Source organism: Archangium violaceum, assembly GCF_016887565.1.
GTDB classification, from domain to species: domain Bacteria; phylum Myxococcota; class Myxococcia; order Myxococcales; family Myxococcaceae; genus Archangium; species Archangium violaceum_B.
On sequence record NZ_CP069396.1, the window covers coordinates 5,143,237 to 5,169,643 of the forward strand.

Below are 26,407 nucleotides of genomic sequence, written 5' to 3' on the forward strand. Positions count from 1 at the left end.
TCCCGGAACGCTATGACAGGGGCCCCCGTTGAGACAGCAAAGATCGGAGGTCCAACACCCTCAGTACAAGTTCACCGCGTCGAAGGGGCGGTTGAGCTTGCTGCGAGCGCGGGGTAGTGCCTTGCGCACGGCCTCTGCATCACCGCGAGAGAGTGCCTGCACCAGGGGTTCCGTCTCGGCCGGGGTGGTGGTGCTCGCGTTGGCGCAGCGCAGGGCCTCGGTCCAGTCCCGGCTGCCCTCGGCCAGCACCTGGCCGGCGAGGCTCTGCGCCACCCGGAGCGGATCTCCGGTGACCCGCCCGTGCTCCGCCGCCCGCGAGAACCACTGTGCGGCGGTGGCCGGCTGCGCGTCCAGCAGGTGCAGCCCCAGGTCGGCGGCGATCACCTGCTGGTGCAGGGGGTCTCCCAGCTGCCCGGCGCACTCGTAGGCCTCGGTGTAGCTGCTCACCGCGGCCTCGCGCTCGCCGTTGGCCATCTGCAGCGCGGCCAGCCGGTAGCGGTGGTGCTTGGCGAAGTTCGCGCCCCAGTTCTCGCTGATCTTCTCGAAGCGCCGCCAGATGGCGATGGAGGCCGGGTAGTTGCGCGCCGTCTCCTGAAGATAGCTGGCGTTGGAGATGAGGTTGATCTTCAGGTGCGTGGCGCTCGCGTCGTGCAGGTCTCCCACGCAGCGCATGGCCAGCTTCTCCTGCTCCTGCGCCAGGTCGAGCTTCTTCTCCAGGAAGTACGTGAGCGCGTAGACGTTGCGCAGCCAGGCCTCGTGGAGCAAGCGCAGCCCGGTCTCCCGGGTGCCCTCCAGCAGCTTCAGCCCGGCTTCCACCTCGGCGCGGGCATCGGGCATCTGCGCCAGGCGCTTGGTGCGGGTGAGGGCGCGGAACATGTGCAGGTGCGCGAGCCGCTCCGGGGGCGCCCGGCGCTCCAGGCCCCGGCCGAAGGCCTCCAGCGCCTCGTCGTGCTGGCCGGTGAAGACGTGCACCACGCCGATGCCGCGCTCGAAGAGCACGCGCAACTCCTCCGCGTCCCCCAGGCTCGTCCGGTCGATCTCGATGGCCGGCGTGGTGAAGCCCGTGTCGAGCGCGTCCCAGCCCTCGAGCACCCGCGCGGGGGCGAGCGCGTCACCCGCGGCATCGAGCAGCGCCAGTCCCCGCTCGGCGGCGAGCAGGGCGCCCTCGTAGTTGGTGGTGAAGAAGCAGCCGCGGATGGCGAGCACGGCCGCGGCGATGCGGTGCTCGAGGGGCGCCTCGTCGTCCACCACATGGCGCAGGTAGCGGCCCTCGAGGTCCACGGCCGGCTCCAGCGCCCGGCCGGACACGGGGCCCACGCCGCCGCCGGGGCGCGCGGTGCGCATCCGCTCGCAGAGCGAGTCGAGGAAGGCCCGGCGCCGCTCCTCGAAGCAGGCGGCGTAGTGCGGCCGGCGCACATTCCAGCCGGTGAGCAGGATGCGGCCCTCGAGCTGCTCCAGCCGGCCCCACTCGGCCGCGCGCATCACCGCGCGCAGGCTGACGAGATCGCACTCTCCGGCCCCGTGGATGACGAGCGGCCGGCCACTCACCCGCAGCGTCTCCACGATGGCGCGCGCCGCGAGGTTGAGGATCCAGAAGATCTCCTCCGACTCGCGGTGGAGCCGGCGCTCGGAGGGGGTGAGGGCCAGGTCGGTGAGATCCGGGGCGCCCTGGATGGAGCCGGGGAAGAGGCGGTTCCACTCGGAGGGCCGCTGCCGCGCCAGGGGGCGCACGGCCTCGGGCGCCGCGTCCTCGCAGGCCTGGAGGATCTTCCGCAGGCCACCGAAGGCCACGGGCAGGGCCACGCCGGCGTCCACCTCGATGGCTCTGGCTGGCAGCATGCTCGGTGAGCCACCTTCCACCACGACCGCGATCGCGCTCCGATTGCTCACCTGTACCTCGGGGGGGGGAAGAGACCTGTTACTCCTATTTTTCTTAGATTCCGGCAATCAGTCAAACGGAAGGGATATCAGGCGCGCTAATCCGGAAGGAGGAACCAGCCGACCCAGGTTATGGGGGCTGCACGAATGGCTGGATCTGGGGGAGACTGGAGACATCCATGAGCAATCTGGCTCCGGGAGAGTCCCCGGTCCTGTCCTTCCGGCACCTGCTGTCGGACGCGGTCTGTTCCTTCCTCAATGAGGTCGGGTTGGGTCCCGAGCAGGTGGGGGATCCACTCAGCGAGCTCATGGTGACGCTGTCGCGCTACCGCGAGGAGGGCGAGCCGCTCTTCCCGGTGGCGTTCATGGGAGACGACCTGGAGGGGATGCTGCGGGTGCTGGGCGGGAGGGATCCGGTCGCGATCGGGAAGGGCCCTCGGACGCGGGAGACGATCCAGCGGGCGCTCAAGCAGTGCGCGCCCTTGGGCCAGGGACGGTGGTGGTCGCTGTACATGCTGCTGGTGCCGGAGGGCTTCGCCTACGGCATCTTCCGGACGGATCCCTTCCCGCTGGTGGAGACGCCGCTGGAGCGGATGCGGAGGGCCGGAGATCGCTCGCTGCGCCTGGTGGGCGTGCTGCAACTGGCGGAGAACATCATCGAGCTGAGGGGGATGGGAGGCCTGTACCGGCACGTCTTCCTGTCCGGCGCGAGGGCGGAGGTGACGCTGCCCACGGTGGCCATGGACGAGCTGGCGCTGGGGCTGACGTCGGACCTGAAGGAGCCGGCGAGGAGCCTGACGCGGGACTTCTACCGGCGGGTGCTCTTCGAGGCGATGCAGGCCTCGCACGGCACGCTGGTGGCGGTGTTGCCCAGGAGGAGCACGGGCTCGCCTCTGTTCGTGGATGGGGTGTTGCTGGAGGAGCCGATCGACATGGTGGCGCGGGTGATGCGCTACCACGAGAGCCCGGACGTGGAGGCGGCGTCGGCGGTGAGCTCGGCGGCGCAGCTGCTGCGGGGGATGATGGCCACGGATGGAATCACGGTGCTGCGCTCGGACGGGTGCATCCTGGGCTACAACGTCTTCATCCGGCACCCGGAGACGCTGATCCGCGAGCCCGCGCGCGTGGGAGGCGCGCGGCGGCGGACGTACGAGGTGCTATGCGCCTGGGTGGGACGGGAGCTGACGACCGCCTTCTTCCGCTCGCAGGATGGCGCCATCGCCTGCTGTCGCGACTGAGGCCTCCGGCGGCTTCCAGGCGGGGTTGCGGAAGACGAGGCCGAGACGGACGCGCAGCGGGTTGGGGCGGAGCACGTCGCGGACGATGGCGGCGTACTCGTGGAAGGCGATGCGCACGGGGTTGTACGTCTGGATGTTCTTGGTGAGGCCGTAGACGGGGCGCTCGTCCTCGGGCTGGAAGGTGCCGAAGAGCCGGTCCCAGATGATGAGGATGCCGGCGTAGTTGCGATCCAGGTAGCGCGGGTTGGAGCCGTGGTGGACGCGGTGGTGCGAGGGCGTGTTGAGCACCCACTCGAGCGGACCCATGCGGCCGATGGACTCGGTGTGGATCCAGAACTGGTAGAGCAGGCTGAGGGCGTGCTGGGTGAGGATGAGGGCGGGGTGGAAGCCGAGCAGGGCGAGGGGTGCCCAGAAGAGCAGACCCGTCATGGGGGTCCACGTCTGCCGCAGGGCGGTGGAGAGGTTGTAGTGCTGGCTGGAGTGGTGCACCACGTGCGAGGCCCAGAAGAAGCGGGACTCGTGATGGACGCGGTGGAACCAGTAGTAGCAGAGGTCCTCGGCGAAGAAGAGCGCCACCCAGGTGAGCACGCCGGTGCCGAGCTTGAAGGGGGAGAGCTCGTAGAGGGCGAGGTAGAAGGCGTACTCGACGCCTTTCCAGAGCATGTAGATGAGGGAGTAGACGGTGCCCATGGTGAGGCTGGCCGCGGTGTCCTTGACGGCGTAGCCCACGAGACCTTCCTCGCGGTGGCGTGCGAGCCAGACGCTCTCGATGACCATCAAGAGGATGAACGCCGGAGTGGCGAGCTGGGTGGGATCGAAGGAAGGAAGGTCAGCCATGGTGGGACTCGCTAGGGCTGGGGTGGAGAGGAGAGGGTGCGGCGAGCGAGCTGGGTGAGGAGGGCGAGCATCTGGCGGTGATCGGGATTGGCGGGGAGGGCGACGCCGCCGACGGCGGCACCCTGGACGGCGTTGAGGATGAGCTCGATGGTGGCGTCGAAGTCGGGGTGGGAGGAGGCGGCGCCGGGGAAGAGCTCGCGAGCGACCTGGTGGAGGTGGCGGCGGTGGGGCGGGTCCACGGATCCGAGGGCCGAGGCGAGCTCCGCGTCGGTGCGCGCGGCGATGTACAGCTCGAGGGCGGCGATCAGCTCGGGGCGCTGGTAGATGGACCACAGGCGCTCGATGGCCAGGGAGACGCGGTCCGGATTGGGGATGGCGTCGAGACCGTCGCGGTACTCGGAGATGAGCCTGGGGAAGAGGTGGGCGACGGCGGCGGCGAGTAGCTCGGCCTTGGTGGGGAAGTGCTTGAACAGGGCGCCCTGGGAGATGCCGGCGCGCTGGGCGATGGCGATGGTGGTCGCCTGGGCGTAGCCGAGCTCGACGAGACACTCGACGGTGGCCTCGAGCAGCTTGAGGCGGGTGGAGTCCCGCCGTTCCTGCTGGGTGCGTCGGGCGCGGGGAGCGGCCGTCGAGGAGAACTCAGACATACGAGGAGTGTACCGGTCGGCGCTTTAAAAAGAAAGTGACCAGTCACTCACTAAATGGAATACCCCCGTCTCCCGAGAGGAGACCGAGCAACCAACCCCTCTCCCTCTGGGAGAGGGTCAGGGTGAGGGTATTCCTTCCAGTGCCCTCACTCGTGTGACAGCGCACGGGGGCAACCCGAGTGCTCCCCATACCCTCACCCCGTCCCTCTCCCAGAGGGAGAGGGTCTGACTTGATTGGCCATTGTGTAGGTCCCCTCTCCCTCTGGGAGAGGGCTAGGGTGAGGGTAAGTACCCCCGTCCTCCCCGCCGTGCCTCACCCGTCGGTCAGAGCCCGGTCCGGATGAGCCTCGGCGGAAGCGCGAGTGGACTGGAACAGGTTCCGAGCCTCCTCGGCCGAAACACCACGCAGAAAGAAGGCCCGCGCCGCAGCCCCGATGGCGAGAGTCCCGGCGAAGGCAACAGCCCCGGAGACGACACTCCCCGCGCCAGGAAAAACGAACTTGATGAGAGCGCGAGCGGCCTCGCGAAGAGCGAAGGCGGCGCCGACGTTGACGCCGAGGGCGGCGAGGAACTCGGTGGAGGCCTTGAGGTCCAGCTGTCGGCCGGAGATCCACGCGATGCCGACGATGAGGCTGACCTGTGCGGAGGTGATGGGGATGATGTCGGCGATGGGGATGGGGACGACGGCGAGGCCCATGCAGAGGGAGGCCATGGCGCGGGTGAGGGCGTTGGCGAGCTCCTCCTGGAGGGCGCGGACGCGAGTCACACGGGCGAGGACGAGCCGGCCCTGTTCGGGAAGCTCGCGAAAGAGGACCTGGGCGAGCTCGCCCAGCCTCCATCGCTCGTCGGAGCGGATGGTCCCATCGGGGCGCCAGGACAGGTAGGAGGAGACGCCCATGACGGTGACGAGCTCGCCGCGCAGCTCATCGCGGGAGCGGATCTTCTCGCGCAGCTGACGCTCGACGGCCTCGACGTGGCGGAGCTTCTCCTGGAGGTCGGAGGGGTCCTGGGAGTCGGGGTGGTGGAGGTCGGTGCGCTTGGGCTCGAGCAGGTCGCAGTGGGTGGCGACGGCGAGGAGGGGAGGGCGGGAGCCGTGGGCCTGCTCGACGGCGGAGACGATCTGCGCGAGCACATCCAGGTCGGCGTCGATGGCGGCATCGACCTCGGTGGACTTGACGAGGAAGAGGAGGGCGTCGGGGGCCTTGCGGCGGACCTCGTCGAGGATGGAGTCGAGGGGGGTATCGGCCTCATCGGCCTCCTCGGGGCGGGAGCCCTCCTGGATGCCGCGGGTGTCGAGGATGGAGAGGGTGCCGAGCTCGCCGTGGACATCGAACCAGCGCCCGCGGCCGGTCTGTGCCTTGACGTGACCGACCTCGGCGACGCGGGCGCCGAAGAGGGCGTTGATGAGGGAGGACTTGCCGGAGCCGCGGCGGCCCACGAGGACGAGGTTGGGCGAGCGCTGTTCGAGCAGGAGGGCGCGCAGGTGGGCGATCTTCTGGCGGATGTCGCGGGCGAGCGGATCCGGGACGCGGTCCAGCAGCTCCTCCAGGCGGCGGATCGTCTCGGCGATCTCCTGGAACGTCGGCTCGTTCGTTTGGGCCATGGGGGTTCCCCTTCGGGTATGGCCATACCATACGGGGGAGGGCGCGGCTCAAGCGGGGGCCGACGCACTGCTCTCCACGGGTTGGACGAGCCTGCCGGACATCAGGTGGAGGAGGCGGTCGGCCACCGGGAAATAACGGTCGTCGTGAGTGATGACGAGGACCGCCTTGCCCTTGCGTTTCAGGTCCGGCAGCAGCTCCCGGTAGAAGATGTTCCGGAAGGTGGGATCCTGATCCGCCGCCCACTCGTCGAACACGTAGACGGGGCGGTCCTCCAGGTAGGCCACGAGCAGGGCGAGCCGCTTGCGCTGCCCCTGAGAGAGCGCGGTGGTGGAGAGCACCCCGTCCTCGCTGATCCGCACCTTGTGATCGAGCTGCAGCCGCGACAGGTATCCCTGGACCTGCTCGCGCGAGCGGGTCCTGGCCAGGCCCAGCAGGCTCTCGAACAGGTAGAAGTCGGAGAACACCGTGGAGAAGAGCTGGCGATAGCGCGCCCGTTGCGCCCCGGTGACGACAGGGACTCCATCCAGGAGGATCTCTCCGTCTTCCGGGAGGTAGAGCCCCGTGAGCAGCTTGGCCAGCGTGGTCTTCCCGCTCCCATTGCCTCCCACCAGGAAGACCAGCTCACCCGGCCTCAAGGTCAGGTGGATGGGACCGAGGGTGAAGGGAGTGTCCTCCTGCTCCCGGTAGTACGTGTGAGTGACCCCCACCAGCTCCAGCCGAGTGAAGCCACGGGGCTCGGGCTCCAGCGGGGCCGTCGGCTCCGCGCCCGGGTCCAGCTCCGGCAACAGCTGGAGCTTCCGCAACGCGACGTTCCCCTGCCCCAGGAAACGGAGGTTGCTCAGCACCAGGTTCAACGGTTCCTGGAGGTAGAGGATCGTGAGGACGTACCCCACCAGGACGCGCGAGTCGAGCTCCTGGAACCTCGGCAGGACGAACAGCAGCAGCCCGATGAAGGCGAAGTACAGGAACAGCCCCCAGCTCCCGCTGGCGGAGTAGAGCTGATGGCTGCGCGTGGACAGGCGCTTCACGTCCCGGGCACTGGGCTCCAGGCACTCGGTGAGGAAGGCCTCGCGCCGGCCCGGGTGCAGCTTCAGCTCCTTGATGCCCTCGATGAGACCGCGCAGATGTTTGAAGAGCGAGTCCTGCCGGTCTCGCGCGTGGAACAACAGCTTGCGGGCCCAGGCGGACGGCAGCCAATAGCTCAGCACGCCGAACGCCAGGAAGCCCGACATGACGAGGAAGAGGGGCCACGACAGCCCGGCCAGGACGACGAGACAGCCGGCGCCGATCGCCAGGCTGACCAGGATGAAGGGAAGCACTCCCAGGCAGTCGCTCAGCGCACGGATGTCATCCACGAGCATGGCCGTCAGCCGGTGCGTGCCCATCTCCTCCAGGTGACGCAGCGGGATTCCCAGGAGCTGACGGCAGAGCCTGGCGCGGAGTGCGAACACCGCGCCGAACTGGACCCGGCCCAGCAGGAACTGGGAGGCGATTCGCGCCAGCAGCGCGACCAGCCCGCAGGCCACGAAGCCGGGCACCACCGGGAAGCCCGGGGGCGTGCTGTGCGTGAGCACGCCGTTGATCAGCCAGAGCAACGCCCCGCTGGCGGCTCCGGAGACGAGCCCGAAGAACACCACCAGCAGGACGGCCACCCGGGACTCCCGCATCAACAGGGCGAGGAGCTTCATCGCGTCTCCTCCTGGACCTGGTCATCCGCGGCCTGTGCCCGTTCCAGGCACGCCCCGAGCCGCTCCGCCACTCCCTGGACCGCCGGGTAGCGCAGGAAGAAGTTGTGATCCCCCGGAAGCACGTGCTGCTCGATTCCACCTCGTGCCACCGCGCCCCAGCCGAGGTCCGGCGATGCCTCCACGCCCGCCGGAGACTGGCTGGCCCGGAGCAACGTGACCGAGCCCCCATAGGGCTTGGGCTCGTATCGCCCGTAGGCGAGATGGTTGTGCTCGAAGACGCGGTACAGGGCGCGCAGCTTCTCGAGCCCCACCTCGGGACCGAGCACCTGGCCGCGCTGGACGACTCCCAGGAGCCAGCGCAGCAACGCCTCCGGCTCCAGCTCCGGAATCGGTTCTTGAATGCCTGACTGGGCCGTGACCACCCGCATCACTCCCTCGGCGAAGAGCTTCATCATTCGCCCGGGGTCCGTCTCGTGAGGTGCCGCCTCGAGCACCGGGGCACTCGAGTCGAAGAGGGCCAGGAGCGCCACCCGCTCCCCCCGTTGTTCGAGCTGGCGGGCCATCTCGAAGGCCACGACGCCTCCCAGGGACCAGCCCCCCAGCAGGTAGGGCCCGGCCGGCTGCACCGAGCGCACCGCCTCGAGGTGGAAGGCAGCCAGCTCCTCGATGGAGGCCAGTGGCTCGCACTCGCCCTCCAGCCCTGGCGCCTGCAGACCATAGAGCGGCTGTTCCGGCGCGAGCAGCCGGGCCAGATCGTTGTAGGCCAGGACGCTGCCGCCCACCGGGTGGACGCAGAAGAACGGCCGCCGGGAGCCATCCGCCTTCAAGGGCACCAGCGCGGACGCGGGGTTGGAGGACTGCCCGAGCCATGCCGCCAGTTCCTCCACCGTCGGTGCCTGGAACAAGGCCGCCACGGGCACCGTCTTCCCGGTCTCCTCCCGGAGGCGGGCCTGCAACCTCATGGCCAGCAGGGAGTGCCCTCCCAGCTCGAAGAAGTTGCTTCGCACGCCCACCGGACGAACTCCCAGCAGTTCCTCCCACATGCGGGCGAGCCGCTGTTCCAACGCGTTGCGCGGGGCGACGAAGGACTCCTTCCACTCGGCGCCATCCGGAGCGGGAAGCGCCCGTCGATCGACCTTGCCGTTGGAGTTGAGGGGCAGGGTGGGCAGCGCGACGAAGGCCGAGGGAACCATGTACTTGGGCAGCTTGTCCCCGAGGAAGGCGCGCAGGGCGGGGACTTCGAGGGTGTGTCCCTCACGCGCCACGACGTAGGCCACCAGGCGCTTGTCGCCGGGCACGTCCTCGCGGGCCACCACCGTGGCCTCGCGCACCGCCGGGTACTGGGCGACGACGGACTCGATCTCCCCCAGCTCGATGCGGTAGCCGCGCAGCTTCACCTGGAAGTCGATGCGGCCCAGGTAGTCCAGCGAGCCATCGGTCCGCCAGCGCACCTTGTCGCCGGTGCGGTAGAGGCGCCCGCCGGGAGTGGCGCTGAAGGGATTGGGGAGGAAGCGCTCGGCGGTGAGGTCCGGGCGGTTGAGGTAGCCACGGGCCAGGCTCAGGCCACCGATGCACAGCTCACCGGGCACGCCCACGGGGACGGGCCGCTGGTTCTCGTCCAGCACGTACACGTCGACGTTGGGCAAGGGACGGCCGATGGGCGGCGCGCGGCCATCCGCGGTGCACGCGTGCAGCGTGCTGACCACCGTGGTCTCCGTGAGGCCGTAGGTGTTGAAGAAGGTACGGCCCGGCGCCCACCGGGACACCAGCTCGGCCGTGCACGCCTCACCGCCGACGATGACGGTGCTCAGGGCGGGCAGGTTCTCGCTGGGAGTGGCCGCCAGCACGCCCGGGGTGACGCTGACATGGGTGATGGAGGCCTCGCGCAGCAGTGTGTTGAGCTCGGGGCCGGCCACGACCTGGTCGGGCCTCAGCAGTTGCAGCGTGCCTCCCGCGGCCAGGGTGGTGAAGATCTCCTCCACCGACAGGTCGAAGTTGATGCTGGCGAACTGGAGCATGCGGCTGCCGGGCCCTATCCCGTAGGCGTGCTTCTCCACCGTCACCATGTTCGCAAGGGAGTGGTGGGTGATGAGCGAGCCCTTGGGCATGCCGGTGGAGCCGGAGGTGTAGATGACGTAGGCGAGGTTGTCCGCGGTGACGCCCGAGGGCGGCGCGTGCGTGGGCTGGCCGCGTACCTCGGGCACGTCTTCATCCAGGCACAGCGTGGTGCCGGAGAAGGCGGGCAGGGTAGAGCGCAGGTGCCGCTGGGTGAGGACGACGGAGGCTCGCGAGTCCTGGAGGAGGAAGTCCTGGCGCGAGGAGGGCAGGTGCGGATCGATCGGGACGTACGCGCCGCCCGCCTTGAGGATGGCCAGCAGGGCTACAACCATGTCGAGCGAGCGCTCGACACGCACCGCGACGCGGACCTCGGGACCGACGCCGAGCGAGCGCAGGTACCAGGCGAACTGGTTGGCGCGCTCGTCGAGCTGGTGGTAGGTGAGCCAGGAGCCCTCGAAGCAGAGCGCCGGGGCCTCGGGAGTACGGGCCACCTGCGCCTCGATGAGCTGGTGGAGGGTGGCCTCGCGCGGGAAGTCGGCGGAGGTGCCGCTCCACCCCACGAGCACCTGGCGGCGCTCATCCGCGGAGAGCAGTGACAGCTCGGACAGGCGCGCGCCGGGCTCCGAGACGATGGCTTCCAGCAGGTGGCGGAAATGGCCAGCCATGCGCGCCACCGTGGAGGCATCGAAGAGGGCGGTGTCGTAGTTGAACGTGCCGCGCAGGCCGCCCGGCGTCTGTTCCAGGACGAGTGTCAGGTCGAACATCGCCGTGCCGGTGTCCACCTCGCGCGCGGAGAGCCTCAGCCCCGGCAGCTCCATCGCTGGCAGCGGCATGTTGCGCAGCACCAGCATCACCTGGCACAGCGGAGCGCGACTCGGGTCGCGGGTGGGCTGGAGGACCTCCACCAGCTTCTCGAAGGGCACGTCCTGGTGGGCATAGGCCTCCAGGGCCACCTCGCGCACACGGCCGAGCAGCTCGCGGAAATGGAGGTCCCCGGAGAGCCGCGTCCTCAGGACGAGGGTGTTGACGAACATGCCGATGAGGCCCTCCAGCTCGGCCCGGCCGCGGGCGGCGATGGGCGAGCCGACGCACAGGTCCTCCTGGCCGGAGTAGCGGTGCAGCAGCGTCTGGAAGGCCGCCAGCAGCACCATGTAGGGGGTAGCGCCCTCACGCTCCGCCAGGGCCTGGAGCTCCTGGGACAGCGGCGCGGGCAGGTCGAAGAAGTGGAGGGCTCCCTTGAACGACTGCATGGCGGGGCGCGGTCGATCCGTGGGCAGATCCAGCGCCGAAGGCACTTCCGCGAGCTGCCGCCGCCAGTACCCGAGCTGTGCTTCCAGCGCCTCGCTCTCCAGCCACTTCCGCTCCTGGCTCACGTGGTCGGCGAACCTCAGGGGCAACGCTGGCAGCGGAGAGGGCCGGCCCCCGTGGAAGGCCTCGTAGAGCGCCGCCACCTCGCGCAGGAGGACGCCGAGCGACCAGCCATCCGAGATGATGTGGTGCATCGTCAGCAGCAGGACGTGCCGCCGCTCATCCAGGCGCAGCAGGGTGGTGCGCAGCAACGGGCCCTGGTCGAGGGCGAAGGGCCGCCGGGCCTCCTCCTCGGAGCGCCGGGCCACCTCCGCTTCGAGCGCGGCCTCGGGCAGCCCGCTCGAGTCCACCACGTCCAGGGTCTGGATGCGCTCCGGGGCGATGCGTTGGAACGGCAGCCCGTCCTCGACATGGAAGGTCGTCCGCAGCACGTCATGGCGGCAGACGATCTCGTTCAGGCTTCGTTCGAGCGCGGGGACATCGAGCGCTCCCTCGAGTAGGAGGGCGTGGGCGACGTTGTAGATGGAGCTTCCCGGTTGGAACTGCTCCAGCAGCCATACCCGTTGCTGGGCGGAGGACAGGGGGAAGCGCGCCTCGTGCGGGTGCTCCTCCCCGGTGGAAGGCTTCTCCTCCTGGGGACGTGCTTCTCCCGAGGGGAGCGATTCGAGTACCGCCTCCGTGATACCGGCCAGCGAGGGAGCGCGCACCAGCGCCACGATGGGGAGCGTGAGCGACCAACGCGCTTGAATCCGGTTGCGCAGCTCCAGGGCCATGATGGAGTCGAAGCCCAGCGAGGTGAGCGGCTCGTCCGCGCTGATCCGGGACGGTGCCACGCCGAGCACCGAGGCCGCCGCGCCACGAAGGAATGCCTCCACCGTGCTCCGGCGTCCGGCCTCGTCGAGGGCCAGGAGCTCCTCACGGGCCCGCGGGGCGTCCGGAACGGGAGCGTCCGCCTGGACGGCTTCCCGTGGCTCCGGTTCCGCCACCACCTGGGAGAGGAACGGCGGCACTCCGCGCGCTCCCATCACCTGTCGCAGCATCGGCCACCGCACGTCCATCACTCCCACCTGGGCGGCACGCGAGGCGAGCGCGGGCCCCAGGGCCTCCACCGCCCGGCCGGGGGCGAGACTCTCCACGCCCCAGAGCGCGAGCCGTCCACCCCTGTCGGGGCGGGCCGCCAGTCCCACGTCGCTCCAGGGGCCCCAGTTGAGGCTCTGGCCGGGCAGGCCCCGGGCCTGGCGATGGTGCGCCAGTGCATCCAGGAAGGCATTCGCCGCGCCGTAGGAGGCCTGTCCGGGAGAACCCAGGAGCGAGGCCGCCGAGGAGAAGGACACGAAGAAGTCCAGGCTCCTCTGAGCGAACATCCGGTGGAGGAGCCAGCCCCCCATCACCTTGGGTCGCAGCACCTCGTCCCAGGTCCGGGTGTCGAGCTGGGACAGGGACTGGTCTGCGAGGACGCCCGCCGCGTGGACCACGCCTCGGATCTCCGGCCAGCCCTCGAGCTGGAACTCCTCCAGGTACGCCCGCAGCGCCGCCTCGTCGGCCACGTCCACGGCCGCGAGGTGGATGCTGGCGCCCAGTGACTCCAGCTCGCGCACCGTGCGGATCATCCCCCCCAGGTCTGTGTCGGGATCCACCTCGCGCCACGTGGAGCGCGGTGGCAGCCGCGTGCGGCCCATGAGGATGAGCCGGCGTGCACCGTGCTCGACCAGCCAGCGCGCGACGCGCCCGCCGAGTCCCCCGAGCCCTCCCGTGAGCAGGTAGCTCGCGTCCGGCCGGAGCGGCGGCGGGGAGCCGGGCTTCGCGGGCATCCGCATGCGCGCCAGACGCGCGACGTACGGCTGGCCCTGGCGGATGGCGGCCTGCGTCTCCCCGCCGGAGGCACCGAGCCACCCCGCCAGCTGTCGCACCTGTTCCTCTCGTGGCGCCGAGGGATCCAGATCCACCAGCCCGCCCCAGAGCTCCGGATGCTCCAGGGCCAGGGTGCGGCCCAGACCCCAGAGCATGGCCTGGAGGGGCTCCACTGCCTGGGACGTGCTCCCAACGGCCTGCGCGCCGCGGGTCACCAACCACAGCCGGAGCGAGCCCCGCCACGGCGCCGGCTCCAGCAATGCCTGGACGAGGGGAACGACGGGCCAGGGCCCCCGCTCCAGCGCCTGCTGAAGGGAGGCCGCATCACTCTCCTCCGTGAAGGCGCCATCGAGCCCCCGGAGGTAGATCAACCGGACATCGGATGGGTCTTCGCCGGCCAACATCCGCTCGAGCAACCGCCGGAGCGCCTCGGGATGCGCGGGGGTTTCGTCGAGGGAGACGAGGTCGGCCCGCGCGCCTCTCTGCCGCAGGGACAGGGACAGCTCCGCCCCCAGGCCCTGGCTGTCGGCGAAGATGAGCCAGCGCGTGGCCGCCGGCTCCTGCCCGGTCGCGGCGGCGGAGGCCGGCTGCCACTGGAGCTCGTGGAACCAGTCAGCTGGAGCCCCCTCTCGCGTGTCTTGCACGGCACGCGCGCGTGTCCCCTGGAAATCCAGCCAGCACCGCTCGCGCTGCCAGGGATAGGTGGGCACGCGGACGAGGCCGGTGTCCGATGGGAAGAGAGCGCTCCACCGCACGTCCTGTCCCCCGACGTAGAGCGCCCCGAGTGAGGACAGCAGGGTGGACCGTTCGTCCTGGCCGCGGCGGAGCGAGGCCACGACGAGGCCCGTGCGAGCGTGCCCATCGAGCAGACGCGTGACTTCGGTGCCCAGCATTGGATGGGGGCCCACTTCCACGAAGCGCGCATGGCCTTGCTGGAGCAGGTGCTCGATGGCGGGCGCGAACAGTACGGGCTCGCGGAGCTGCCGGCCCCAGTACTCCGCGGTGAGGCTCGTGCCTTCCACGGGAAGTCCGGTGACTGTCGAGATCATCGGCAGGGAGGTCGCTCGTGGGCGGAGCTCCGCGAGGGACGCCTCCAGCTCCACGCGCGGCGGCTCCATCCAGGGGCAGTGCGAGGCGTACCCGACCGCGGACAGTGGCCGCGCGTCGATTTGACGCTGTTCGAGTCCAACCACGAGCTCCTCGATCGCCCGGGCCTCGCCCGACACCACGGTGGAGGTGGGTCCGTTGTGAGCGGCGATCCACAGCCGTCCCTCGTAGCCTCGCAGGGCGAGCGCGGTGTCGGCCGCGGAGAGCCGCACCAGCGCCATCCTTCCGCCCGCCGGAGCCCGCTGCGTGATGCGGCCCCGGTGCCAGGCGAGGTGGAGCGCCTGGGACAGGCTCAAGGCCCCGGCGACGTGGGCCGCCGCGATCTCTCCGGCGCTGTGCCCCACCACCGCCTCGGGCTCGATTCCCCAGGAGCGCCAGAGCGCGGCGAGCCCCACCTGAAGGGCGACGAGCGCCGGCTGGGCGATCTCCGCCTCATCGAGACGTGAGCGCCCCTCCTCCGCTCGCAGCTCGTCGAGCAGCGACCAGCCCGTCAGGGGGCGCAGGATCGCGTCGCACTGCTCGAGGACCTCCCGGAACACGGGCTCCTGTTCCATCAGCCCCGGGCCGACTCCCGCCCAACGGGGGCCTTGGCCAGCGAACACGAACACGAGCCCGGGCAGCGCTCCAGCGGCGACCCGGTCCGTCCGAGGCCCCGTCCCGTCCACTCCGGACAGGAAGGCGCGCAGTGCATCCTTCAGCTCCGAGACGCTCTGGAAGGGAAGGGCCACCCGGTGGGAGTGATGACCGCGCCGGGCGCTGGCCGTGTAGCAGATGCGCTCCAGCAGCGCGGGAGCGTCCTCGGACCCGGTCAGCTCCAGGTAACGCTGGGCCAGTGCGCGCAGCGCCTCCGGGCTCCGGGCCGACAGCGGCAGCAGCCTGGCCCGGGAGGAGGTGGCCCTTCCCCCGGTGCCGGTCCGGTCCACCGGCCTCCGCGCCTGAGGAGGGGGGCCCTGCAACACCACGTGCGCGTTGGTGCCGCCGAAACCGAAGGCGCTCACTCCGGCGAAGGCCTCTTCTCCCTCCGGCCCGGGCCAGGGCTCGAGCCGTTGCTGGACTCGGAGCGGCAGCCGCTCGAAGGGGATCCTCGGGTTCGGCTCGTGGAAGTGAAGGGAGGCGGGGAGCTCCCGGTGGTGGAGCGCGAGGGAGACCTTGATCAGCCCGGCGATGCCAGCGGCCGGCTCGAGGTGCCCGATGTTGCTCTTGACCGACCCGAGCGCGCAGGTGTTGCCCGGCTCGCGGCCCGAGGCCAGGACGGCGCCCAGTGCCTCCACCTCGATGGGGTCTCCCAGCGCGGTGCCCGTTCCGTGAGCCTCCACGTACCGCACCTGGCCGGGGGAGATGCCCGCGCGCTGGTAGGCCTCGCGCAGCACGGACTCCTGGGCCTGCCGGTTGGGGGCAGTGAGCCCGTTGGAGCGGCCGTCCTGATTCACCGCGCTGCCGCGAATGAGCGCGTAGATGCGATCTCCATCCGCCAGCGCTCGCGACAGGGGCTTGAGGACGACGACGCCCGCGCCCTCGCTCCGGGTGTACCCATTGGCGCTCGCGTCGAAGGGCTTGCAGCGGCCATCGGGTGCGAGGAAACCGCCCTGGCTGAAGTTGGAGGAGATCTCCGGGGAGAGCAGGACGTTCACGCCCCCGGCGAGCGCCACGGTGGACTCTCCCGCCCGCAGGCTGCGGCAGGCCAGGTGCAGCGCGACGAGCGACGAGGAGCAGGCGGTGTCGACCGCGAGACTCGGCCCCCGCAGGTCGAGGAGATAGGAGATGCGGTTGGCCGCGATGCTGAGCGCGTTGCCGGTGCCCGCGTAGGCATCGGCCCAGATGTCCGAGGAGAGCTGGAGCAGACCGTAGTCGTTGCTGGAGATGCCGATGAAGACGCCGGCCTTCGTGCCCGCGAGCCCCTCGGGAGGCTGTCCCGCGTCCTCGAGCGCCTCCCAGGTGACCTCCAGCAGGAGACGTTGCTGAGGATCCATCCGGGCCGCCTCGCGCGGAGAGATGTTGAAGAAGGCGGGATCGAAGGAGTCGATGTCCTCCAGGAAGCCGCCCCAGCGGGTGTTCATCTTGCCGGGCGTGCCGGCGGTCGGCTCGTAGTAGTCGCGCCAGTTCCACCGCTCGGGAGGGATTTCACGGATGGCATCCCGTCCCTCCCGCAGCAGCCGCCAGAAGGATTCCACGTCACCGGCTCCCGGGAAGCGGCAGCCGATGCCGACCACGGCGATGGGCTCCTCCGCGCCCGTTGAGAGCACGTCGGCCTTTGAGGATGGAGCCTCCGACCCGGCGAGGTGACGCGCCAGCGCCTCGATGGTCGGATGATCCCAGACGAGCGTGTCCGGCAGCTTGCGCCCCAGCCACCGCTCCAGCTCGCCGGTGAGCTGGACTCCCGCGATGGAGTCCAGGCCGTACTGGGCGAAAGGCTGGCGGATGTCGATGCTCTCGGGCCGCGTCTGGGTGGCCTGGGCGAGCGCCACGACCAGCCAGGCCTGGAGCTCCCCTTCACGGCGGCCGGGTGTGCGCGGAGGGGCTTCGGTCCCTGGGGACGCGGGCTCGGGTGCTGGAGCGGGCGCGGCCGGTTGCTCCAGGCGCCAGAGGTGCACGGCCTCCAGCCGGTCCTCCAGGAAGGCCGCCTTGCAGCTCCCGCGGCGGATCTTCCCACTGGACGTCTTGAAGATGCTCCCGGGAGGAATCAGGGCGACGGCATGGAGCTGCAGGCCATGCTCGCGGGCGATCGCGCCGCGCAGGGCCGCGACCACCTCGTCGGGCTCGGCGCCAATGCGGGTGTCCAGCTCCTGCACGAGCACGAGCCGCTCCTCGCCCTCCTCACCGATGGAGAAGGCCGCGCCGCAACCCGGGCGCAGGGCCGGGTGGCTCCGCTCCGCCGTCAGCTCGAGATCCTGCGGGTAGTGGTTCCTCCCGCGGAAGATGAGCACGTCCTTGCTCCGGCCGGTGATGAACAGCTCGCCGTCCGGGGACAGGAAGCCCAGATCGCCCGTGCGCAGGAAGGGGCCCTGCCCATCCGCGAGGTGCGCCCGGAAGGTCTGCTCCGTCTCCTCGGGTTTGTGCCAGTACCCCCGGGCGACGCTCGGACCCGAGAGCCAGATCTCCCCCACCTGGTCCGGGGCGCACGGCCGCCGCGATGAGGTATCGACGATGACGAGCCGCTGCTCCGCGGGGGCCTTGCCACAAGCGACCAGCGTTCGCGCGCCCACCTGTCCCGGCGCCGGTACGGCGCGCCCCTCCTGCATCGCCAGCGGATCGAGCGCGAGGAGCTTCGGCGCGGCACCCGCGTTCCCGCCCGAGGCGAACAGGGTGCCCTCCGCGAGGCCGTAGCAGGGATAGAAGGACTCCGGGCGGAAGCCCGAGGGCGCGAAGGCCTCGACGAACCGCTCGAGCGACTCCGGGCGGACGGGCTCGGCGCCGCAGAAGGCCAGCTCCCAGCGGCTCAGATCCACGGCCCGCCGCTCCTCGGGGGTGCTCTTGCGCACGCACAGCTCGAAGGCGAAGTTGGGGCCGCCGCTGAAGGAGGCCCCCGTGCGCGAGAGGGTCTCCAGCCACAGCATCGGGCGCCGCAGGAAGGTGAGCGGGGACATCAACGTGGTGGAGATTCCCCCGTGGAGGGAGCCCAGGATGCCGCCGATGAGCCCCATGTCGTGGTAGGGCGGCAGCCAGATGACCGCGGAGCTCCCCTCGCGCAGCTGGAAGGCGCGGGAGATCATCGACAGGTTGTGCAGCAGGTTGGAGTGGTCGAGCATCACCCCCTTGGGCGTGCCCGTGGATCCGGACGTGTATTGGAGGAAGGCGAGCGTGTCTGGCTTCAGCTCTGGCCGCCGCCAGGTGGCTTCCGAGCCCTCCTCCAGCGTGTCCGTCGCCACCCAGCGCAGCGCTTTCAACTCGGGGGCCTGCTCGAAGAGGAACTCGGCCATGGACAGGATGGCCGAGGTGGTGAGGACCACGTGGGCCTGGGCGTCCTGGATGATGGCGCGCAGGGTGGGCAGGGTCCGCCCGAGCCGGGAGGGATCTGGCGGATAGGCCGGAACGGCGACCACGCCAGCGGCGAGGCATCCGAAGAAGCCGGCGATGTAATCCAATCCAGGCGGGTAGAGCAGCATGGCACGCTCTCCCATGGTGGCGCTCTGCTGCAACGCCGCGCCGATCCGCCGCGCGCGTTGGGCCAGCTGGTCGTAGGTGAGGACGGCCTCCTCTCCCTCACCATCCTCGATGAACCTGAAGAGGCTCTGTCCGGCCTGGAGGGAAGCCCTGGTCTCGAGGAGCTCGAAGAGCGTCGCGTTCTGGGGACTGGAAACGGAAGAAGTCATGAGAGGTCCTTGCCGCGAGCGGGACTCACTCGGCCCCTGGGACGCGGCTCTCCGGTATGAGTGGAGGCCTCTCTGTTTGTGATGGAGGCCGGTGTCCCTGGACGTCAGGGGTCCTCGGCCAGGCGGAACCCGATGACGCTGGACGAGTCGGGGACGGGACCGTGCCGGCGGTGGCAGCGCGCCAGATCCTGGAACTTGTCGAAGGCGCCCCCGCGGGTGATGCGATAGCGGCCGAGCTTCTGGAGGATCTCGTCCTCGATGAGTCTTCCGCCAGGGTAGGGCCGGTACTCGTCGGCGACGTACTCCTCGACATTGCCGGCCATGTCGAGGGCCCCGAAGGGGGAGCGGCCCCCGGGGAAGATGCCGACGGGCGTTGCCGAGAGCAGACCCGCCTCGCGGGTGTTGGCCAGGTCCTCCGAGAAGCGTTCCCCCCAGGGGAAGCTGCGAGCCTCTGGCCCGGAGGCGGCATATTCCCATTCGAACTCGGTGGGCAGGCGGAAGCGTCGGCCGGTTCGTGAGGAGAGCCATGCCGCGTAGGCCTCCGCGGCCCGGGGCGAGAGGGTGTGGACCGGCTGGTTGGCCGCGGCGAAGCCCACGCGCCCGAAGCTCCAGGAGGAGGGCAGCTCGCCGAGTGGGTTCTCCTTCAAGAACGCGATGAACTCCAGGTTGGTGACCGGATACCGGCCGAGGCGGAAGGAGCGGAGCTCGACCTGGAAGCGCGGGGATTCCTTCTCGAGCCACTCACGTTGGACGCCAAGCCAGTCGTATTCTTCCTGAAGGGCATCGAGGCGGGAGGGCTCGACGCCGATCGTCGCGACCCCCGCCGGGATGTCGACCATGGGCGGGTCGAACACCCGGATGCGGGGATCGCCAGACAAGCCCAGCAGGAGCCCCGAGGCCAGTCTCCGCTCCAGCCGTTCGGAGGGCTCCTCGGCGAGCACCGCGAGCCTCTCCACGTCCAGCCCCCGGAGCGATCGGAGCTCCGCGGACAGATCCTCCGCGGTGGGTGGGACGTAGTCCTCGAGCGGGGAAAAGCCAGACATGGACGTCTCCTGGAAGGAAGCTGTCTGTCTTCAGACGTTGGCGCAAGCGGGCTCCTCCTGGAGCTCCATGACGGCGGGAATGGAGTCCAGGCCCTCCAGCAGCTTGCTCGTGGAGGGGAGCAGGTATTCGGTCAGCAGATCATCACCCAGGCGGGCGTGAGCGAAGGGATGCAGCCGGAGGCCCGTGCCATCGGGAGCGGAGAGGCCCAGACGGTACCGGAGGCCCCCTCCGATGGTTGGTGCCGTGAAGACATGGGCCAGATCCAGCAGGCCGGCTTCGGCCAGGGCGGAGAGCAGACGTGGACCCCCTTCCACCATGATGCTGTGGAGGGGCCGGCTCACCCGCTCGGCCAGGAGGGGATCCTCCAGGGCCGCGTACAGGCGGGCCACCGTCGAGGCTCCCGCTGGGAGCGGTACCAGGTGGACCTGCTCGAGGCCACGGGCCTGGAGCCGCTCGCGCCGGGCTTCCGTGAGCGCTGCTTCGTCCACCAGCAGGACGGTGGGCGTCTCCGCGGTGAAGGTGCGCTGGAGCAACGTCCGCCATTGCTCCTCGGGGCAGGAGAGGATGCGCGCGTTCGGATCGAAGAGCAGGCGGATGGGCTGACGATGATGCGGTCCTTGGCACGAGCGCACCGTGAGGGCGGGGTGATCGGCCAGCACCGTGCCCGCGCCCACGAGGATGGCGTCGTATTTCTGGCGGAGCCAGTGGGTATAGGCGCGGGACTCGGGGCCGGAGATCCATTGGGAGCGACCGCTGTCGTAGGCGAGCTGGCCATCGAGTGTCTGGGCCCACTTGGCGGCCATCAGGGGGCGACTGGCGAGGTGCCAGAACAGGAAGGGCAGGTGCCAGGCGATCAGCTCGTCGCGCAGCACTCCAAAGCGGAGCTCCACGCCGGCCCGGCGCAGGCGGCGCAGTCCGCCACCGGCGACCAGGGGGTTGGGATCCACCAGCCCGATGACGCAGCGGGCGAAGCCGCAGCTCTCCACCAGGTCCACGCACGGTGGCTGCCGGCCCGTATGGGAGCAGGGCTCCAGCGTCACGTAGAGCGTCGCGCCGCGGAGCCGCGAGCGGTCCGCCACGCTGTCGATGGCGACCCGCTCGGCATGCCGCCCGCCATGGACCTCGGTCGCTCCCTCCGCGAGGACGCGGCCCTCCTTGACGATCACACAACCCACCGTGGGGTTCGGGTTGCTACGGCCACAGGCGGACATGGCCCGCTCCAGCGCGAGCCGCATCCAGTACGCGTCATCTTCCCGAGAGGGCCGCTCCACCGGCTCGGTCCCGTACTGGAGCGGGTCCGGCAGTGTGCGGGAGAACAGCCCCCCGCTACCAAAGCCCCTTCGCAAGGAGATCACGGATGCGCCTCCATGAGGGGTGGAGTGGCGGTCTTCCTCACCGGGGACGGAGCCCTCACCGGGTAGAGGTGTCCGTCGTAGCAGCTGGCGGTGAACTGGCCCGGCTCGGGCGCCGCCGCGAGCGAGGAGATTCCCGCCGCCGTCGGGCGCGTGACGAGCACCCAGCGGTGGTGCTCGACATCGAAGAGGCCGATGGAGCCGGCGTAGTCCCCGGTGGCGATCCACCGCCCGTCCGGGGACGTGGCGACGCACTTGATGGAGTGGCGGTGCGGAGAGGGGAAGACCTCCGCATGGCCGTCGGTCCAGATCCGGAGCTTGCGATCCCGGCTGATGCTGACGAAGCGGCCATCGGGAAGCGCGGCACAACCATTGGCGATCCGGTCATGGGCCTTGTCGAACTCGCGCATGAGGCTGAAATCCGAGAGCCGGTGCATGGCGGCGGCCCCGGTGGCGCACACCGAGAAGAGGACGGTGCGCGAGCAGGCGAGGCCCTTGATGGCGTTGTCGTGCAGGGGCACGGTGGCCACGTGGACGATGGATTCGCCCTCGTAGCGGAAGACGAGCCCCTCGCCGGTATAGGCGCCGATGACGGCATGGGGGATGCCGTCCTTGACGAAGGTGGCCCCGCAGTTGAGGGGAGAGCGGTGTTGGTGGCGCAGCTCGCCGCTCACCGCGTCGAAGACCCTGCCCATCTGGCCGCCGGTGAGGACGGCACGGCCGAACGGCAGCAGGAAGTTGCACAGGCTTCCGGGCGTGCTGATGGGCTGGCCGTCCTTGTAGGCCACGCCCGCGTCTCCGATGGCGTAGGTGGAACCATGCGCGTGCGCCACCGCGTTCAGGCTGATGTCGGGGGCGATGCCGCCCGTGTCCCACGTGTCGCTGGCGTAGTCGTAGAGCGCGTAGGTCGACCCGAAGGTGCCGAAGGCGAGCTTCGTGGGGCCGAAGAAGGCGCAGGAGCGGGGCCAGACGATGCTGGGGAACTCGGAGACGCGGATGCGCCGCAGCGTGCCGTCCTGTCGATAGGACCAGATCATCACGTTGCGGTCGTAGCTCAGGCTGATCAACCGCCGCTGGTCGTAGACCAGCCGCTTGATGCCGGCGGCGTGGGCCGTGACACGGGTGATGCCCTCTGGGCGGATGATGAGGATTTCGCCGTTGTCATTGCCGGCGAACACCGCCCCGTCCTCGGCGATGGCGATGGTGTCGGTTTCGACACTGCCCAGGTCGATGGTCTCGAGGAGCTCGCCGGTCTCCGCGTTCCACCGTCGGATCGTCCCATCGTCGCTGCTGGAGAGCAGCTGGCTATCGCCGCGCTCCCAGCTCACGGAGATCACATCCGATTGGTGCCCGTGCATCTCGGCGCGCAGCCGGCCATCGAGCGAGAACACGCGCACGGTGTGATCCCGGGAGCAGGTCGCCACCCGGTCTCCGCGCTCGTTGAAAGCGGACATCTCGACGTCGTCCTCGTGGTCGGCGAGGACGGCGTGCAGCTTCAAGTAGGGGAGCTCCCAGATACGCGCCGTATGGTCGCTGCTCGAGCTGACCAGGTAACGGCCACAGGGGCTGAAGGAACACTGGTTGGCCAGATGGTCATGGTTCGCGCGGGCGATGGCGGTCCGGCTGTGGCCATCCCAGAGGATGAGCTGGTTGTCGTAGCCGGCCGTCGCGATGTATTGGTCTTGATAGGCGGAGATGCCGCTGATGGGGCCGATGTGTCTCATGGAAGTGTCTGCCTTTCTGGATGTCAGCGAAGCTTGAGGTTGTGATGGGTGCGAGAGACCTTGGCTCGCAGGTAGCGCTCGTTGTGGGCCGTCAGGTAGAGGCCGGTCGGAACCAGGTCCACGACCGAGATGCCATGCGCGGTGAGCTGGGCCGCCTTGTCCGGGTTGTTGGAGAGCAGCCGGATGTGGTTGACGCCGAGCGCGTTGAGCATGTCGGCGGCGCAGGCGTAGCTGCGCAGGTCGTCCTCGAAGTCGAGGCTCCGGTTGGCCTCGAAGGTGTCCATCCCCAGCGACTGGAGGTGGTAGGCGTCCATCTTGGCGTAGAGCCCGATTCCCCTTCCTTCCTGGCGCAGGTAGACGAGATAGCCGCCCTCGGAGTTGAGCCGGAAGAGTGCCTCGCGCAACTGCGCACCGCAGTCGCAGCGCTGTGAGCCGAAGACATCCCCGGTCATGCACTCGGAGTGGAGCCTGACCAGGGGCACGCGGCCGGGCTCCTTCGGGCCCAGCTCCACCACGATGTGCTCCTTGCCGTCGGACAGATTGTGAAAGGTATAGAAGACGCCCCTGGCGTACCCATCGAGAATGGGGATGGGGACGTTCCTCCTCACCGTGACGGAGGGGTTGGCATCGACGGGTTGTGGGATGGGTTGTGGCTGTATGGACATGGGATTCCAGAAGGAGAGACTCGAGCGGTGCGCTCTGGCGTGCCCAGGAATTCACCAGGGCTGTGCGGAGTGAGTGAGGGTCCGGGGGGGTGTGATGCGGCCGCGGCGGTCCCGAGCGAGACAATTCCCGGGAAATGGTTCCCTTGCTGGCTGACCAGCGCGCCGAGCAGCCACCACCACCCCAACGAAGATGCTCTGGCGGGGGTCTGGTGGTTCAAATGCAACCGGGTTGCATCATCCCGGGCGCGGAGCTACGAGGAGCGCCCACTGGACGCGGGCAGAGGTGGGCAGGCGGGCGCGCGAGGGCCACTTGGAGCACCTGCTCATCGAGTCCACCGGCATCTCCGAGCCCAGGGTGGACCTGGGACTCAGCCTTCGAGCCACACCTCGACGCGCCGGTTGCGCTCGCGGCCAGCCGGGTCCGTGTTGGGCGCCACCGGCATCTCCGCGCCGAAGCCCCGCACCTCCACGGCGTGGACGCCGCGCGCCGACAGCTCGGCGCCCACCCGCCTCGCCCACTCGAGGGAGAGCTTGTGGCTGGCGGCCGGGCTCGCTCCCGCGTCGGAGAAGCCCAGCAGCAGCAGCCGCTTGCCGGAGTGGCTCCGCAGGAAGAGCACCAGCCTCTCCAGGTCACGTTGGCCTCGTGAGTCGAGCGTGTCGCCGTCGGCGCGGAACCGGAAGTCCAGGCTGAGCCGCCGGGCCCTCTTCACGAGCTGCCGGTACTTCGGTGAGCACCGGGTGCAAGCCTCCACCACCTGGGCTTCGACGGAGAGGTCCACGAAGCCCTGCGCACGTACCGCCTCCTGGCCGGCCGGGGACAGCGCGAAGCCCACCAGGTTGGACATCATGGGCACCCGGGTGCCCACCGGCGTGTACAGGTACAGGCGGCGCGCGAGGGGGTAGCTCTCGGTGTTGACGGTGAAGGCCGAGGGGAACGTCGGGGGAGCCTCACCGCTGGCGATCGCCAGGGCCTTCGCGTTGCGCACGTAGGCCACGCCGATGAAGCCAATGCCCGAGGGATCACCCGCCACGTCATCCGACAGCTTGTTGCTGTCCTCGTACCGCTTCGCGCCGCCGGACAGCTTGTCCTTGTGGAGGACCAGATTCTGGAAGGTGTCGAAGGTGCCCGATCTGTCGTCACGTGCGTAGAGGCGGATGGGCCCCGTCGCGCCGCCCACCTCGGACCAGTCCTCGATCCGGCCGGAGAAGATGCCCTGGAGCTGCTCCACCGTCAGCTCGCGCACCGGGTTGGCGGGGTGGACGATGACGGCGATGCCATCGAGCGCCAACACGTGCTCGCCGCCGGGCAGCCGCACATCCCCGAGGCCGGCGGCCGTCAGCTTCTCGGCCTCGTCGTCCTTCACCGGGCGCGAGGCCATGCCCAGGTCGCACGTGCGCGCCGCCAGGCCCGTGAAGGCGGTGGCGCTGCCCTGCGCGTCGATACGGATGAGCTGCGGACGGGGCCGGCCGGACACCTGGGCCGAGATGTAGAGCTGATCGGCCTGGAGGCCCGCCACGCGCGATATCTCGCTGGCTCCCTTCTGCCTGAGGAAGGACTCCACCAGCGTCGGCATCAGCTCCGCGCCGACGGTGTTGGAGCCGCAGATGCGGAGCACCAGCTCGCCCGTGGCCTCCGGGTCCAGGGGCGCGGAAGGTGGGGCAGGGGACTCGGCCACGGCCACCGCCGCCGGGGGCCTGGTTCCGGAGTCACGCCGTCCCACCAGCGCGGCGGCGCCGACGAGCAGCACCAGCGCGAGGGAGACCCCGGCCAGGACGACTCCCCGCGTGCTCGCGGTCCCAGGTGCCCGACCAGCGGGGAGCGATTCGGGCTCGGGAGTGGACGGGCCGGTCAGGGCCTGGACGCGCGCCGCGGTGTCCGGGATGGCTCGCGGGACCGCATCGGAGGCACGCGCACCGCCACCCGCGGGACCGGAGCGCGAGAAGGGATTGGTGTGCTGTTTGCGGCTGGCCGGGGTGACGAGACTGGGCAGGGCGGGGGCAAGGGGCTCGCCCTCGACCGTCACGTCCAGGTCCAGATCCTCGTCCTGGGCCGAGCGCATCATTTGTTGGATGCGCTCCTCGACCTTAGCGCGCTCCTCGGCGAAGAGGGCCTGGATGGTGCGGGCCAGCTCGTCCCGGCGAGGCGCGCGGGGGCTGAGGCCTTCGAGCGCGGCCTCCAGCTCCTCACGGAACAGCCCCGCGGTGGGGTAGCGCCGGGCCGGATCCTTTTCCAGAGCGCGCATGCAGACGGCCTCCAGCCGCGCGTCCAGACCCGGCACGAGCCCCGCGAGTGGGGGAATGGGTTCCTGCAGCAGCTTCTGGAGCGTGGCGGCGGGGGTGTCGGCGTGCCACAGACGCTGGCCGGCGAGCAGCTCCCAGAGCACCACGCCCATGGCGAAGACGTCGGCGCGCCGGTCCATGGGCTGTCCGAGCGCCTGTTCCGGAGCCATGTAGGCCAGCTTGCCCTTGACGAGGCCGGCCTCGGTCACCTCTCCGGAGGAGAGCGCGGCCTTGGCGATGCCGAAGTCGACGAGCTTCACCTCTCCCTCGTAGGTGACGAAGAGGTTATGGGGGCTGACGTCGCGGTGGATGATGTGGAGGGGCGAGCCGTCGAAGTCGCGCAGCTCGTGGGCGTAATGGAGGCCGGCGAGGGCGTCGGCGACGAGGCGGCCCCAGAAGGAGGGGCCGGGCCGGTCGGGCCTGCGCAGGGTGGCGCGGATGAGCTTGTCGAGGGGCTGGCCGTCCAGGTACTCCATGGCGATGAAGGGGCCTGCGGCGTTCTCGCCCACCTCGAGGGTCTGCACGACATTGGGGTGGTGGAGCCGGGCGGCCAGGCGCGCCTCGTCGAGCAACATGGCCACCATGGGGGCCTGGTCGGTCATGTCCGAGCGCAACTTCTTGATGACGACGAGCTTCTTGAAGCCAACCGGGCCGCGCGCGAGGGCGAGGAACACCTCGGCCATGCCGCCGCGACCCAACGTGGCGAGCAGCAGGTACTTGCCGAGCTCCGCGTGAGGGGCTGCGGGAGCGGAGTTTCCAGGAGCCATGCACCGGGTTCGTAGACCCGTCACATTGCTTTGACGTGGAGCCCGGGTG

12 protein-coding genes are annotated in these 26,407 nt (G+C 70.0%); 1 reads left to right on the top strand and 11 read right to left on the bottom strand.

Annotated elements, in window-relative coordinates; genetic code table 11:
* Window positions 1-60: 60 nt before the first annotated feature.
* The gene (locus tag JRI60_RS21090) at window positions 61-1,839 is read right to left on the bottom strand and encodes a hypothetical protein (protein WP_239470642.1); all 1,779 of its coding nucleotides are present in this window, start codon (window positions 1,837-1,839) and stop codon (window positions 61-63) included.
* A gap of 218 nt (window positions 1,840-2,057) precedes the next feature.
* Here JRI60_RS21090 and JRI60_RS21095 point away from each other — a divergent pair, with 218 nt between their 5' ends.
* Window positions 2,058-3,116, top strand: coding sequence for a hypothetical protein (locus JRI60_RS21095; RefSeq protein ID WP_204227644.1), 1,059 nt, complete (start codon window positions 2,058-2,060; stop codon window positions 3,114-3,116).
* Here JRI60_RS21095 and JRI60_RS21100 read toward each other — a convergent pair.
* The 10 genes from JRI60_RS21100 to JRI60_RS21145 form a co-directional block, all read right to left on the bottom strand.
* On the bottom strand, window positions 3,036-3,953 hold the full coding sequence (locus tag JRI60_RS21100) for a sterol desaturase family protein (protein ID WP_204227645.1): 918 nt from the start codon (window positions 3,951-3,953) through the stop codon (window positions 3,036-3,038). The two genes, JRI60_RS21095 and JRI60_RS21100, sit on opposite strands and share 81 nt — an antisense overlap.
* Before the next feature lie 11 nt (window positions 3,954-3,964).
* Entirely contained in the window at window positions 3,965-4,600 is a 636-nt protein-coding gene (locus tag JRI60_RS21105) for a TetR/AcrR family transcriptional regulator (protein ID WP_204227646.1), read from the bottom strand.
* 313 nt (window positions 4,601-4,913) lie between these two features.
* Window positions 4,914-6,203, bottom strand: coding sequence for a GTPase family protein (locus tag JRI60_RS21110; protein ID WP_204227647.1), 1,290 nt, complete (start codon window positions 6,201-6,203; stop codon window positions 4,914-4,916).
* Between the two features lie 48 nt (window positions 6,204-6,251).
* Entirely contained in the window at window positions 6,252-7,892 is a 1,641-nt protein-coding gene (locus JRI60_RS21115; protein ID WP_204227648.1) for a cyclic peptide export ABC transporter, read from the bottom strand.
* The gene (locus JRI60_RS21120; protein WP_204227649.1) at window positions 7,889-18,526 is read right to left on the bottom strand and encodes a non-ribosomal peptide synthetase/type I polyketide synthase; all 10,638 of its coding nucleotides are present in this window, start codon (window positions 18,524-18,526) and stop codon (window positions 7,889-7,891) included. The genes JRI60_RS21115 and JRI60_RS21120 overlap by 4 nt, the downstream gene beginning before the upstream one ends.
* A gap of 104 nt (window positions 18,527-18,630) precedes the next feature.
* Complete coding sequence (locus JRI60_RS21125) at window positions 18,631-19,569, bottom strand: formylglycine-generating enzyme family protein (RefSeq protein ID WP_204227650.1); 939 nt, start codon at window positions 19,567-19,569, stop codon at window positions 18,631-18,633.
* A 30-nt stretch (window positions 19,570-19,599) separates the two neighbouring features.
* Window positions 19,600-20,925, bottom strand: coding sequence for a bifunctional diaminohydroxyphosphoribosylaminopyrimidine deaminase/5-amino-6-(5-phosphoribosylamino)uracil reductase RibD (gene ribD / locus JRI60_RS21130; protein ID WP_204227651.1), 1,326 nt, complete (start codon window positions 20,923-20,925; stop codon window positions 19,600-19,602).
* Entirely contained in the window at window positions 20,922-22,646 is a 1,725-nt protein-coding gene (locus tag JRI60_RS21135) for a WD40 repeat domain-containing protein (protein ID WP_204227652.1), read from the bottom strand. The genes ribD and JRI60_RS21135 overlap by 4 nt, the downstream gene beginning before the upstream one ends.
* A 23-nt stretch (window positions 22,647-22,669) precedes the next feature.
* Complete coding sequence (locus JRI60_RS21140; RefSeq protein WP_204227653.1) at window positions 22,670-23,311, bottom strand: GTP cyclohydrolase II; 642 nt, start codon at window positions 23,309-23,311, stop codon at window positions 22,670-22,672.
* Between the two features lie 368 nt (window positions 23,312-23,679).
* A complete protein-coding gene (locus JRI60_RS21145) occupies window positions 23,680-26,358 on the bottom strand; it encodes a protein kinase domain-containing protein (RefSeq protein ID WP_204227654.1) in 2,679 nt (892 codons plus the stop codon).
* Window positions 26,359-26,407: the final 49 nt, after the last annotated feature.